The sequence below is a fragment of the Lelliottia sp. genome (assembly GCF_045627565.1).
GTDB lineage: Bacteria > Pseudomonadota > Gammaproteobacteria > Enterobacterales > Enterobacteriaceae > Enterobacter.
In genome coordinates, this window is the sequence record NZ_JAZQNX010000008.1 from 292231 (window position 1) to 305641 (window position 13411).

General features: G+C 53.5%; 9 protein-coding genes and 1 CRISPR repeat array. Of the genes, 2 read left to right on the forward strand and 7 right to left on the reverse strand.

Features of this window, described 5'->3' with window-relative positions:
* Positions 1 to 2: 2 nt before the first annotated feature.
* Together ltaE and poxB are read right to left on the reverse strand one after the other, a co-directional pair.
* On the reverse strand, positions 3 to 1004 hold the full coding sequence (gene ltaE, locus ACKI5T_RS06250) for a low-specificity L-threonine aldolase (protein ID WP_407436382.1): 1002 nt from the start codon (positions 1002 to 1004) through the stop codon (positions 3 to 5).
* A gap of 146 nt (positions 1005 to 1150) precedes the next feature.
* Complete coding sequence (poxB, locus tag ACKI5T_RS06255) at positions 1151 to 2869, reverse strand: ubiquinone-dependent pyruvate dehydrogenase (protein ID WP_407436384.1); 1719 nt, start codon at positions 2867 to 2869, stop codon at positions 1151 to 1153.
* A 152-nt stretch (positions 2870 to 3021) separates the two neighbouring features.
* On the opposite strand from poxB, the gene ACKI5T_RS06260 reads away from it, so the two are divergent.
* Entirely contained in the window at positions 3022 to 3456 is a 435-nt protein-coding gene (locus ACKI5T_RS06260) for a DoxX family protein (RefSeq protein ID WP_012016788.1), read from the forward strand.
* A gap of 199 nt (positions 3457 to 3655) precedes the next feature.
* A CRISPR array of direct repeats spans positions 3656 to 5732; the repeat unit is 28 nt; unit sequence GTTCACTGCCGTACAGGCAGCTTAGAAA.
* Positions 5733 to 5853: 121 nt separating this feature from the next.
* On the opposite strand, the gene hcr is transcribed toward ACKI5T_RS06260, so the two are convergent.
* From hcr to aqpZ, 4 genes are all read right to left on the reverse strand, one after another.
* Entirely contained in the window at positions 5854 to 6822 is a 969-nt protein-coding gene (gene hcr, locus ACKI5T_RS06265) for an NADH oxidoreductase (protein ID WP_407436386.1), read from the reverse strand.
* 9 nt (positions 6823 to 6831) lie between these two features.
* Positions 6832 to 8484 (reverse strand): hydroxylamine reductase, encoded by a 1653-nt coding sequence (hcp, locus tag ACKI5T_RS06270; RefSeq protein WP_407436388.1) that lies wholly within the window; start codon positions 8482 to 8484, stop codon positions 6832 to 6834.
* Positions 8485 to 8627: 143 nt separating this feature from the next.
* Positions 8628 to 9527 carry a lysine exporter LysO family protein gene (locus tag ACKI5T_RS06275; protein WP_407436390.1) on the reverse strand — a complete coding sequence of 300 codons (900 nt, stop codon included), beginning with the start codon at positions 9525 to 9527 and terminating at the stop codon, positions 8628 to 8630.
* Between the two features lie 124 nt (positions 9528 to 9651).
* Positions 9652 to 10347 carry an aquaporin Z gene (aqpZ, locus tag ACKI5T_RS06280; RefSeq protein WP_407436392.1) on the reverse strand — a complete coding sequence of 232 codons (696 nt, stop codon included), beginning with the start codon at positions 10345 to 10347 and terminating at the stop codon, positions 9652 to 9654.
* Positions 10348 to 10716: 369 nt separating this feature from the next.
* On the opposite strand from aqpZ, the gene ACKI5T_RS06285 reads away from it, so the two are divergent.
* The gene (locus ACKI5T_RS06285) at positions 10717 to 12375 is read left to right on the forward strand and encodes an ATP-dependent endonuclease (RefSeq protein WP_407436394.1); all 1659 of its coding nucleotides are present in this window, start codon (positions 10717 to 10719) and stop codon (positions 12373 to 12375) included.
* On the opposite strand, the gene ACKI5T_RS06290 is transcribed toward ACKI5T_RS06285, so the two are convergent.
* Positions 12372 to 13328, reverse strand: a complete 957-nt coding sequence (locus ACKI5T_RS06290) for a VirK/YbjX family protein (protein WP_407436396.1) — start codon at positions 13326 to 13328, stop codon at positions 12372 to 12374. The two genes, ACKI5T_RS06285 and ACKI5T_RS06290, sit on opposite strands and share 4 nt — an antisense overlap.
* Positions 13329 to 13411: the final 83 nt, after the last annotated feature.

Below are 13411 nucleotides of genomic sequence, written 5' to 3' on the forward strand. Positions count from 1 at the left end.
CCTTAGCGCTGTAAAAAGGCCTGCCAGTGTTTGACCACGTCAGAAAGCTGTTCGCGGCTCACGTCAAGGTGCATCACCAGGCGCACTACTGCGGAAGCGTTGATTAGCACGCCACGGGATTTCATGAATTCGCCCAGCGCGGCGGCGTTTTCATCACCCACGCGAATGAACAGCATATTGGTGTCGTGACGCATCACGTCCGCGCCGATTTCACGCAGTTGAGTCGCCATCCACGCGGCATTATCATGATCGTCTTTCAGACGCGCGACGTTGTTTTTCAGCGCATACAATCCGGCCGCGGCCAGAATCCCGGCCTGACGCATGCCGCCGCCGGTCATTTTACGCCAGCGGTTGGCGCGCTTGATGTAATCCGCATCGCCCACCAGCAGCGAGCCGACCGGCGTTCCCAGACCTTTGGAAAGACAAATGGTGAACGTATCGCAGTATTGGGTGATCTCTTTCAGCTCGCAGCCATACTCCACCACGGCGTTAAAGATGCGTGCACCGTCGACGTGCAGCCCCAGATTGCGCTCGCGGGTGAAATCCCATGCGGCTTTCAAATATTCGCGCGGAAGCACTTTCCCGTTGTGGGTATTTTCCAGACTGAGCAGTTTGGTCCGTGCGAAGTGAATATCGTCGGCTTTGATTTTGGCAGCGACTTTATCCAGCGGCAGGGAGCCGTCAGACGCGGCGTCAATCGGCTGCGGCTGAATGCTGCCGAGCACCGCTGCGCCACCGGCTTCGTACAGATAGTTATGCGCGCCCTGGCCAACAATGTACTCTTCGCCGCGCTCGCAATGGCTGAGTAATGCCACCAGATTGGCTTGCGTGCCGGTAGGCAGGAACAGCGCCGCCTCTTTACCGCTTAATTCCGCGGCGTAGCGCTGGAGTTCGTTGACCGTTGGGTCATCACCGTACACGTCGTCCCCGACCGGGGCGGTCATCATCTCTTCAAGCATGGCGCGACTCGGACGGGTGACGGTATCACTGCGTAAATCAATCATGGCATATCCTTATATACACGCATCTTTCACGCCTTCGCGTTAGCGGCACCCGCAAACCCCAGTCACGTTCTGTGCTTCTGGGGTTTTCAGGCTCGCCGCCTTGACGCATCACGAATGATTTTGCGTATGACTTTAAAAGGATATTTTTACCTGAGCCAGTTGGTTTTTGCTAGCTCCATCACTTCGTCACCGCGACCGCTAATAATGGCGCGCAGCATATAGAGGCTAAAGCCTTTGGCCTGCTCCAGTTTGATTTGCGGCGGGATCGCCAGTTCTTCTTTGGCCACCACCACATCCACCAGCACCGGGCCGTCGATGGAAAATGCGCGCTGTAGTGCTTCGTCCACGTCCGCAGCTTTTTCCACGCGAATGCCCGTGATACCACAGGCCTCGGCGATTTTTGCAAAGTTGGTATCGTGCAGATCCGTGCCGTCAGTCAGATAGCCACCGGCCTTCATCTCCATCGCCACGAATCCCAGCACGCTGTTATTGAACACCACAATTTTCAGCGGCAGTTTCATTTGCACCACCGACAAAAAATCGCCCATCAACATGCTGAATCCGCCGTCGCCGCACATGGCGACAACCTGACGCTCTGGCGCGGTGGCTTTTGCGCCCAGCGCTTGCGGCATGGCGTTGGCCATTGAACCGTGGTTGAAGGAGCCGATGAGTCGGCGTTTCCCGTTCATTTTCAGATAACGCGCGGCCCAGACGGTGGGGGTGCCCACATCGCAGGTAAAGATGGCATCATCAGCGGCGAAATGGCTGATCTGCTGCGCCAGATACTGCGGATGAATCGCCTTTTCGCTCGGTTTAGCGAGATCGTCCAGCCCTTTGCGCGCGTCGCGATAATCACTGAGCGCTTTGTCGAGGAATTTGCGATCGGTTTTCTCTTCCAGATGCGGGAGCAGGGCCGTGAGCGTGGCTTTGATATCGCCAATCAGCGCCATATCGACCTTGCTGTGCGAACCGATGCTGCCGGGATTAATATCGATCTGGATGATTTTCGCGTCCGTCGGATAGAACGCGCGATAGGGGAATTGCGTGCCGAGCAGCACCAGCGTGTCGGCGTTCATCATCGCGTGGAAGCCGCTGGAGAAACCGATCAGGCCGGTCATCCCCACGTCGTAAGGGTTGTCATACTCCACATGTTCTTTGCCGCGCAGGGCGTGAACAATCGGTGCTTTTAATTTTCCGGCAAATTCCAGCAGTTCTTTGTGCGCGCCCGCGCAGCCGCTGCCGCACATCAGGGCAATGTTGCTGGAGTAGCGTAAAAGCTGCGCCAGTTTTTTTAATTCTTCTTCCGCTGGCGTGACAACCGGCTGCGGCGCGGGATACCAGTGCGTGCTTGCCCCTTCTGGTGCGGCTTTCAAGGCCACATCCCCCGGTAAAACCACGACCGAAACGCCGCGATTAAGGATCGCTTTGCGCATCGCAATCGCCATCACCTGCGGGATTTGCTCCGGGGTGGAAACCAGCTCGCAGTAGTGGCTACATTCACGGAACAGCTCCTGCGGATGCGTCTCCTGAAAATAGCCGCTGCCGATTTCGCTCGACGGAATATGCGCCGCAATGGCCAGCACCGGAACGTGGTTGCGATGGCAGTCGAACAAGCCGTTAATCAAATGCAAATTGCCTGGGCCGCACGATCCGGCGCAAACCGCCAGTTCACCTGTCAACTGCGCTTCCGCGCCAGCGGCGAACGCGGCGACCTCTTCATGGCGCGTCGGCATCCATTCGATGGTGCCCATTCGGTTCAGGCTGTCGCTTAATCCGTTCAGAGAATCGCCGGTCAAGCCCCAAATGCGTTTCACTCCGGCTTGTTCCAGCGTTTTCGCGACGTAAGCCGCTACGGTCTGTTTCATGGGTGTCCATCTCCGTTATGTGATAACGCTTACAAGCTTAGAAGAAAATGGCCGTTCTGCCCGTCAAATCCCCCTGATTAATAGTTACTTTCATTGTGCAACAATTCGTCATATTCTGATGAAACTTCAAGTAAAAACAGGAATCATTTCATATGGTTAAATCATTGTTAATTGCTGTTAATAAAACGCTAACGCATGAAGATTTTGGCAAGCTTTTACTGCGACTGGCGGTGGGCGGACTCATGCTGTTTCACGGGCTGCACAAGCTGATTGGCGGCGTGGATGGCATTAGTGGCATGCTGGTGGCTAAAGGATTACCCGGGTTTATCGCGTATGGCGTGTTAATTGGTGAAGTGGTAGCGCCTGTGCTGATTGTGCTGGGCATTCTGACGCGTCCGGCAGCGCTGGTATTGGCCTTCACGATGATTGTCGCCTGGCTGATGGTTGGCACAGGCAAAACGTTCGCGCTGGATGCAGTAGGCGCATGGGCGATCGAAAGCCTGGTGTATTTCTTTATTGGCGCATTAGCCGTCGCGTTTTTGGGTGCAGGGCGTTATGCCTTAGCCAAAGATCCGGCCTGGAAATAAGGTTTTATCCGGACAGGGCGAGTGTGATGTCGATATAAAAACGCGCATCTATAAAAAGGGTTCTTCGGAACCCTTTTTTGTGGGTGTTATTTAAGTTATTGATATTTATAAGTGGAATGAACATCTGCGAAAAAAGGGTTTGGCTGGCTGGAATCCAATTTCACTTTGTATATCAAAAAGAAAGGTGTAGATTGCTTCAGTTCACTGCCGTACAGGCAGCTTAGAAAATGAATGCGGCATGGAGCCAGGCAGGTTTATTCGTTCACTGCCGTACAGGCAGCTTAGAAATGACGGCGTAAAGGTCGCGCCGTCAAGGGTCAGTTCACTGCCGTACAGGCAGCTTAGAAAAGTCGGCTCGCGGCTGTGGCTGTTGAACCGTGGTTCACTGCCGTACAGGCAGCTTAGAAATAAAATTGGCTGTTTTGCATAGATGTCGCTCCGTTCACTGCCGTACAGGCAGCTTAGAAAGCTGCCCTTGCAACATCAGGGCCGTGGTATTCGTTCACTGCCGTACAGGCAGCTTAGAAATCGCCCGTAAATCCACCAGTGCTGGTGAAGCAGTTCACTGCCGTACAGGCAGCTTAGAAACTGGTCGATAATCATCACCTTATCGTGTTGAATTGTTCACTGCCGTACAGGCAGCTTAGAAAGTGGGGCGGGTTCTAATATTCCGGTTGATTCGGTTCACTGCCGTACAGGCAGCTTAGAAATTGCCGCTGCCTCATCGCCGGTGATTTGCCCAGTTCACTGCCGTACAGGCAGCTTAGAAAGCTCTGCATGTGTCCACGCTTTCCACGATTTAGTTCACTGCCGTACAGGCAGCTTAGAAAATTTTAAAGACGAACCCCTGCTCGGTGAGCGCGTTCACTGCCGTACAGGCAGCTTAGAAAAGAAGGGATATTGATTGCCCAGGCTGGCTAATTGTTCACTGCCGTACAGGCAGCTTAGAAATGGCTGATAAGAAGCGCAGCACCGTCACCATTGTTCACTGCCGTACAGGCAGCTTAGAAAATTTTGGGACTGTGGCAAGTGAATATTCAAAGTGTTCACTGCCGTACAGGCAGCTTAGAAATCGCGCGGGTCAAATAGGAGTTAAAAGTGTTTGTTCACTGCCGTACAGGCAGCTTAGAAATACCCCTTTTTTACCCTCGGGAAGTCCGAGACGTTCACTGCCGTACAGGCAGCTTAGAAATGACGAAAACAATAATAAAAAAAATAAATTGGGTTCACTGCCGCACAGGCAGCTTAGAAAAATGTAGATTTAGAAGGTTTCGCAGGGAGTGCGTTCACTGCCGCACAGGCAGCTTAGAAAGATCACGTAAACCGGATCATCTACTTTGAAAGTGTTCACTGCCGCACAGGCAGCTTAGAAAAAAGTCCGCGTTTTTCCTCGTTTTCTTTAGCTGTTCACTGCCGCACAGGCAGCTTAGAAAGCGCTTACGAATCGACGAAAACCGATCACGCGGTTCACTGCCGCACAGGCAGCTTAGAAATGACAGCCATTTATTAGCCGCTGCGCGGGTGTGTTCACTGCCGCACAGGCAGCTTAGAAAGTTCCAGTTTTCGCTATGAATAGCAGCGTTATGTTCACTGCCGCACAGGCAGCTTAGAAAGTGCTGGATAAGTTACACCAGAAATGGTACGAGTTCACTGCCGTACAGGCAGCTTAGAAATCCCAGCGTGGCTTAATCAGGCGCTCATATACGTTCACTGCCGTACAGGCAGCTTAGAAAATTTGGGCAAGATCACCGAGGACCACGGCAAGGTTCACTGCCGTACAGGCAGCTTAGAAACGTCCGATTTAGCCTCAATTTCGACCAGTAACAGTTCACTGCCGTACAGGCAGCTTAGAAAACATCCTCCAAATCCGCGCCACCCTTTATCGTGTTCACTGCCGTACAGGCAGCTTAGAAACTCGTGGGGTCATACATTGACCTGCCGGTGCGCGTTCACTGCCGTACAGGCAGCTTAGAAATCAAATGCAGGGTCCTTATACTGGCGGCGGTATGTTCACTGCCGTACAGGCAGCTTAGAAAGTTATGAAAATTGATTGCAGTTACGTCAATAAGTTCACTGCCGTACATGCAGCTTAGAAACAAAATAAACCCGATAACTACGGCTCCCGCGTGTTCACTGCCGTACAGGCAGCTTAGAAAAGAACGTCAATCATGCTGATGGGCGCGTCTCTGTTCACTGCCGTACAGGCAGCTTAGAAATTTGTGGCACCAGTGCTACCGAAACCCATCGCGTTCACTGCCGCACAGGCAGCTTAGAAAAGTTCGAAAGCCTCAAACGAGCCGAATGACCGGCTCACTGCTGCACAAGCCGCGTAGAAATAATCCAAATAAAAAGGCCAGCTGATGCTGGCCTTTCGCGTTTTAACAGGCGGGAACGATATTACGCCAGTACCAAATCACCCTGCGGATGGCAGGAACAGGCCAGCACGTAGCCGTCGGCGATTTCTGCCTCCGTCAGCGTCATGGTGCTGTTGACGGTATATTCACCGGAAACCACTTTCGTTTTGCAGCAACCGCACACGCCAGCGCGACAGGCAGCGACAATCGGAACGTTGTTGCTTTCTAGCGCTTCCATTAACGTCGTGCCGACGCGACCAAAAAAGGTCTGCGCCGGTTGCAGCCTGGTGAATTTCACGCCGCTGGTCGCGGCTTCAGCCACGGGCGTGAAGAACTGCTCTTTGAAGAAGCGAGTGACCCCTAGCGCATGTACCTCTTTTTCGACAATGTCCATATACGGCGCAGGCCCGCAGGTCATCACCGTACGCGATGCGATGTCCGGCACGCTTTGAAGTAGTTCATGACTCAGACGACCGGCCACAAAGCCGTGAGTCGCGTTATTTTCTGCCACCATCGTCACAGGATAATTTCGCCATTCGTCGGCAAAAATCACATCTTCGGGGGAGCGCACGCTAAAGATAACCTGCACATCAGCGTGCGGACGATTTTTTGCCAGCCAGCGACGCATCGACATCACCGGCGTCACGCCACAACCCGCAGCAAGCATCAGGAATTTATCATCGGCTTTGTCGTCGCAGGTGAAATCACCCTGCGCGTCGGAGAGCCAAATATAATCCCCGCGCTTGACGTCGTTGGTCAGCCACTGCGAGCCAGCGCCCTCATCAATACGGCGGATGGTGAGCGTAATGTACTCGCTGACGCCCGGCGTCGAGGAAAGGGTGTACGCACGCAGTGTGTCCGCCGCGTTGCGAATGCTGACCAGCGCGTACTGACCCGCACGGTACGGATAAAAGTCATGGCACAGCAGTGAAAGTGTCCACACATCCGGCGTCTCCTGATGGATGTGATGAACCTGCATCCGCCACGGGCATTGTGAGGTTGGCATCGTCATAAATCCTCCTTACGCGCTCAGCAGTTGCTGCATGTCTTCTTCTACGGTCGTCACGGAACGCAGACCGAATTTTTCGTTCAACACGGCCAGCAGATCCGGGGTCAGGAAGCCAGGCGCGGTCGGGCCGGTGACAATATTGGTGACGCCCAGCGACAGCAGGGTCAGCAGGATCACGAGCGCTTTCTGCTCGAACCAGGAAAGCACCAGAGACAGCGGCAGATCGTTCACGCCGCAGCCCAGTTTCTCTGCAAGCGTCACGGCCAGAATGATCGCCGAGTAGGCATCGTTACACTGACCGGCATCAATCAGACGCGGCAGGCCTTCGATATCGCCGAAGTCCAGTTTGTTAAAGCGGTATTTACCGCAGGCCAGGGTCAGGATCAGGCAATCCTGCGGGACGCTGGTGGCAAAATCGGTGAAGTAATTACGTTCTCCGCGTGCGCCGTCACAGCCGCCAACCAGGAAGATGTGACGCAGTTTTTCGCGGCTCACCAGATCGATGAGGGAATCGGCAGCGCCAAGAAGCGTCTCGCGACCAAAGCCCACGGTGATCATGTGCTCGATTTCGCTGAACGGGAAGCCCGCCATCTGCTGCGCCTGGGTGATGACCGGTGCGAAATCATCACCTTCGAGATGACTGACTCCCGGCCAGCCGACGATGCTGCGGGTCCAGATACGATCGTCATATGAACCGACGGTCGGATCGATAATGCAGTTTGAGGTCATTACGATTGGGCCGGGGAAGCGAGCAAATTCTACCTGCTGATTCTGCCAGCCGCTGCCGTAGTTCCCGACCAGATGTTTGAATTTGCGCAGCTCCGGATAGCCGTGGGCGGGCAGCATTTCGCCGTGGGTGTAGACGTTAACGCCTGTCCCTTCGGTTTGTTGCAGCAAATTATAGAGGTCTTTCAGATCGTGACCGGAGATCAAAATACACTTACCGGCAGTCGCTTTCACATTCACCTGTGTTGGCGTTGGGTGACCGTACGTGTCGGTTTCGCCTGCATCCAGAATGCTCATCACTTTGAAGTTCATCTGGCCAATTTCCATTGAGCACTCCAGCAGAGCGTTCATATCGGAAGGCCAGGTCCCCAGCCACGCCATGATTTTGTGGTACTGGGCGTAAATGGCGTTGTCGTACTGACCGAGGACGTGGGCGTGTTCCATATAGGCCGCCGCACCTTTCAGGCCGTACAGGCACAGCAGGCGCAGGCCGAGAATGTTCTCACCGATGGCCGCTTTATCTTTGTTCGGGGTGAATTCTGCCGCCTGACGTTGCAGGTCGCCCAGATCCTCGCTCACCAGCCGCAGGTCAGCCATTGGGTTATCTACCGCAGCATTGGCATCTGCATTCAGGCTTTGTGCTTTCAGTGCTTCGCGCAGGGCAATGGCTTCACGCGCGTAGCCCACAATGCGTGGAGAGTCGAAGTTAACGTTAGTCAGCGTGGAGAAAAAAGCGCGCGGTGCGAAGTTATCGACATAGTGATCCACAATGCCGTATTCACGCGCTTTTGCGGCCCAGGCGGACAGGCCTTGTAGGGCCGCAATCAGGAGATCTTGCAGGTCAGACGTTTCTGCGGTTTTACCGCACATACCTTGCGAGTAGGAGCAGCCGTTGCCGGCAGGGGTACGGATGGTTTGTTCACATTGCACACAAAACATAATCACACCTGTTAAAGTTATATTTTAGATACATGTTTAAGGTTATGCGCTTGGCGGGACGTAGAAAAGGTCTTTCTTCTACAAAGTAAAGGGATATTGATTTAGCGCAATTTTGGCGGTAGAGGGCTACCGCCAGAGAGGTATCAGGCGGAGAAAACAGCCATCAGAATCGGTACCAGCAGACTCAAAATAAAACCATGCACGATGGCGGCGGGCACCAGCTCCAGCCCACCCGAGCGCTGTAAAACGGGCAGCGTGAAGTCCATCGACGTGGCTCCGCACAGGCCGAGCGCCGTTGAGCGGCTTTGACGCACCAGCCCCGGAATGAGCATAATCGCGATCAGTTCTCGCCCCAGATCGTTAAAGAACGCGGCGCTACCGATAACCGGGCCAAATGATTCGGTGAGTAGGATACCGGACAACGAATACCAGCCAAATCCGGATGCCATCGCCAGGCCTGTTTTCAGCGGCAGATCGAGAATAAATGCGTTAATTACACCCGCGACCATAGAGCTTGCCACGACGACCACGGCGACCATCATTCCTCGGCGATTCAGCACAATTTGCTTTAGCGTCATGCCGTTATTACGCAGCTGGATACCGATCAGGAACAGCAGGAAAATCAATGTATATTCGCTGGCTTCGGTCGCGTGCTGTAAAAATGCTAACCCCGTTAGGCCGAGCAGAAAACCCAGCACCACTACACCGCAGAGTTTTAATGATTCGAGCGCCATTGCAATTCGTGACGGCAATTTTTCTTGCTGGTGATGATTTTTCCACGGAATGGTTCGTTCGAGCCAGAACAGCGCGGCAATATTGCACACCAAAATAACCACAATAGTGACAATGGAATAATGGAGAATAGACAGCAGATTGGCGGCCAAATTATCCAGGAATGCGAGACTTATCCCCATGAAAAAAAGGATGACGTAAACAATCCAACTCAAAAAGCGATTAATGAGTTTTAATGCGGAGGCGTGACGAAGGGGAATAAGGTAGCCCACTACCAGCGGCAGCAGAATGATTAAAAGTCCTGAAAACATGAACAGCCTGTCCTTTATAAGTATCTCATAGCGCCAGAGACACTACCCAATAAAGACTGCTCAGTAAAGATGCAAAATAAATGCCGGGTGGCGAAATGGCCGCCCGGCAGAGTAGAGAACGGAATTAGCTACGCTTTTCAAGCAGGGTGCGGTACAGCACGCCACCCAAAATACCGCCGATGATTGGCATCACCCAGAACAGCCACAGCTGCTCAAGCGCCCAGCCACCCTGGAAGATAGCGACGGCGGTACTGCGTGCCGGGTTAACCGACGTATTGGTCACCGGAATGCTGATCAGGTGAATCAGGGTTAACGCCAGGCCGATAGCAATCGGCGCAAAACCCGCTGGCGCATTTTTGTCTGTCGCGCCATGAATCACCAGCAAGAAACCTGCGGTCAGCACAATTTCAGTCACAATCGCTGATAGCATTGAGAAGCCGCCTGGGGAGTGTTCGCCATAACCGTTTGAGGCAAAACCGCTCGCTGCCGCATCAAAGCCCGCTTTACCGCTGGCGACAACATACAGAACCGCCGCCGCAATAATGCCGCCGACAACCTGGGCAATAATATAGCCAATCACTTCTTTCGCCGGGAAACGACCGCCAGCCCACAGACCTAATGTCACGGCAGGGTTAAAGTGACCACCAGAAATATGACCGACTGCAAATGCCATGGTTAAAACTGTTAAACCAAAGGCTAAGGCCACACCTGCAAAACCAATTCCTAATTCCGGAAATGCTGCTGCAAGCACTGCGCTACCGCAGCCACCAAATACCAACCAGAATGTACCAAAGCATTCCGCCGCTAATTTTCTAAACATAACCACCTCGTTAAATGCCACACGCTGTTCTGCGTAGGGCTGTATATCGCCTAAAGGGATGACGACTCAAAGAGCCGATATTTTAAAAAGCAATAACCTGGTCTCGCCACTTAAATAAATTCTGTTAATTTGATTTAAGGCAATGTGATGTTAATCATTATTGGAATTGGACAAAAATAAAGCGTAGCCCAATTCTGGACGCGTAGTATCTTTCGCGATTGGGCCTATTTCAAACGAAAGCTTGCGAGCAAATTCTGATTTTAAGTCAATGGGACAATTAACAAACCGACGCCAGAGTGTTCTGTCTGGCCGCTGGGCGCTATACTCCTGATAACTTAAAGGAAAAAGTGGCTGATTCGCGGGGGATATATGCTTCTCGAGCGTGTGGAGATTGTCGGGTTTCGCGGCATTAATCGTTTGTCGCTCATGCTGGAACAGAACAACGTTCTGATCGGTGAAAACGCCTGGGGTAAATCCAGTCTTTTGGATGCATTAACCTTATTGCTTGCGCCCGAATCGGAACTGTACAGCTTTGTTCGGGAAGATTTCTGGTTCCCGCCCGGCGATATTCAGGGGCGAGAACGTCATCTGCATATCATTCTGACCTTTCGCGAACTTGAACCCGGTCGCCATCGCGTTCGGCGCTACCGACCGCTTTCCCCGTGCTGGGTGCCGTGTGACGACAATTACCAGCGCATTTTTTATCGTCTGGAAGGTGAACTGGCGCAAGACGACACCGTACTGACGCTGCGCGGGTTTATGGATGCTAAAGGTCATCAAATTGAGCTTGAAAATATCGACGAACAGGCTCGCCATCTGGTGCGCCTGATGCCGGTATTACGTCTGCGGGATGCACGTTTTATGCGCCGCATCCGTAACGGTACGGTGCCTCATTTGCCTGAAGTCGAAGTGACGGCCCGGGAGCTGGATTTTCTGGCGCGCGAGCTGGTGGCGCGTCCGCAAAATCTGACTGACGGGCAGATTCGTCAGGGGCTGTCAGCGATGGTGCAACTGCTGGAGCACTATTTTTCTGAGCAGGGAACATCGCAAACGCATATCCGCCTGATGCGCCGCCGTTCGCATGACGAACAGCGCAGCTGGCGCTATCTGGATATTATCAACCGGATGATCGATAAACCCGGCGGGCGCACGCATCGCGTCATCCTGCTGGGATTGTTCTCCACGCTGTTGCAGGCGAAAGGCAACGTTCAGCTCGACAAAGATGCCCGTCCGCTGCTGCTCGTCGAAGATCCCGAAACGCGGCTGCATCCAATCATGCTCTCGGTAGCGTGGCATCTGCTCAATTTACTGCCGCTCCAGCGCATCACCACCACCAATTCCGGTGAACTGCTTTCATTAACGCCCGTCGAGCATGTCTGTCGGCTGGTGCGTGAGTCCTCCCGCGTCACGGCGTTCCGCCTCGGCCCTGGCGGCCTGAGCGCCGAAGATGGTCGCCGCATTGCATTTCATATCCGTTTCAATCGCGCGTCGTCGTTGTTTGCTCGCTGCTGGCTCCTGGTTGAAGGAGAAACTGAAACCTGGGTGATCAACGAACTGGCGCGCCAGTGTGGGCATCATTTCGATGCAGAAGGCATCAAAGTTATTGAATTCGCCCAGTCGGGGCTAAAACCGCTGCTCAAGTTTGCGAGCCGTATGGGCATCGAATGGCACGTGCTGGTGGATGGTGATGAAGCCGGGAAAAAGTATGCCAGTACCGTACGCGGTGTGCTGAGTAATAACGGGGAAGAGGAGCGCGTACATCTCACGGCATTACCGGCGATGGACATGGAACACTTTATGTATCGTCAGGGTTTTGATGACGTTTTTCACCGGGTGGCGATGATTCCGCTCAATGTGCCGATGAACATGCGGAGGGTGATCACGAAGGCGATTCATCGCTCGTCAAAACCCGATCTGGCGATTGAAGTTGCGGCGGAGGCAGGAAGAAGGGGCGTTGAGTCCGTGCCCACGCTGCTGCGGAAAATGTTTTCCCGCGTGCTGTGGCTGGCACGCGGGAAAGCGGATTAGCTGCGTGCGGCCTGATTGACCTGATCGATCAGGCTGTCCAGAAGCTCATAGCGACGACGGTACTCGGCGCGTTTCTTGCTCGCGATATCTTCCATAGGCTTGCGGGGCATTGCGAGCGAGAGCGAGAAATTGCCGGTTGGATGCTGTTCGCCACCGATGGAGCGCCAGAAGCTGTCGTAATCCGCCAGCAGTTTGCCTTCTTTTTTCTTGCGATAACGCCAGCTGCGATAAATATGCGTAGCGTTACTGACCGCCAAAATTTGCTCAACCGGGAAGGCTGCGCCCAGGGTCATGGCGGCTTCCACCAGCAGACGTTTCGGGAACAGGCCGTGGCAGGCTTTGGTTGCACCTTGAATCATTTCATGCGGCACAAAGGCTTTGGCGCCCTGCATGCCACCTATAAACAGCGTCGATTTCCCCTCAAACTGGCAAAGCGTAAAGGTCATCTCGGCCAGAACGGTGTTTTCCCGATCGCAAAACGCCAGCGTCGCTTCGCCCTCTTTATCAAGGAACGCATCGGCGCAAAGGCGAATGGTAAACTGTTGCTCGTCTTTTCCCGTCAGAGTCAGTAACGTCACACCCTGTTTGGATAAATACCCATTCATCAACGCGGCGGGAAGAACTGAATTCATTGTCTGATAATGCCAGGCCAGTGCGTCGAGGGTTTTCTGACGATTCATGTTCACAGACAGCCACGGGCGATGTAAACGGCACGGCAACCCAGGCTGGACCTGCATCATTTGCATCAGGCGTGGTTGTTTTGCCAGGCTTACCAGCAGGCGTGTGGTACTGAATGGTGTTGCCAGTGAACGTAACATGAATTTGCGTCGATACGACGGGTTTTGCCAGGCGAGGCCAGGCGTAAATTCACCAGAGGCGAGGCTTTTGAAAAGCTGCCAGCCCGATTTTGGCTGAGGCTGCTGTGAATAAGGTGTATCGACGATGGAAGACATGATGATTACCGGCTTCAGGAAAAGATCTGTATTTCAGCAGGCCTATAATCAACAACGCTTCAACAAAGGTTTCACGAGACAAA

Bases quoted from the DNA above. Each gene is read 5' to 3' on its own strand.
- hcr (WP_407436386.1), bottom strand. From the start codon at position 6,822: ATGACGATGCCAACCTCACAATGCCCGTGGCGGATGCAGGTTCATCAC.
- aqpZ (WP_407436392.1), bottom strand. From the start codon at position 10,347: ATGTTTAGAAAATTAGCGGCGGAATGCTTTGGTACATTCTGGTTGGTA.
- ltaE (WP_407436382.1), bottom strand. From the start codon at position 1,004: ATGATTGATTTACGCAGTGATACCGTCACCCGTCCGAGTCGCGCCATG.
- hcp (WP_407436388.1), bottom strand. From the start codon at position 8,484: ATGTTTTGTGTGCAATGTGAACAAACCATCCGTACCCCTGCCGGCAAC.
- ACKI5T_RS06285 (WP_407436394.1), top strand. From the start codon at position 10,717: ATGCTTCTCGAGCGTGTGGAGATTGTCGGGTTTCGCGGCATTAATCGT.
- ACKI5T_RS06275 (WP_407436390.1), bottom strand. From the start codon at position 9,527: ATGTTTTCAGGACTTTTAATCATTCTGCTGCCGCTGGTAGTGGGCTAC.
- ACKI5T_RS06260 (WP_012016788.1), top strand. From the start codon at position 3,022: ATGGTTAAATCATTGTTAATTGCTGTTAATAAAACGCTAACGCATGAA.
- ACKI5T_RS06290 (WP_407436396.1), bottom strand. From the start codon at position 13,328: ATGTCTTCCATCGTCGATACACCTTATTCACAGCAGCCTCAGCCAAAA.
- poxB (WP_407436384.1), bottom strand. From the start codon at position 2,869: ATGAAACAGACCGTAGCGGCTTACGTCGCGAAAACGCTGGAACAAGCC.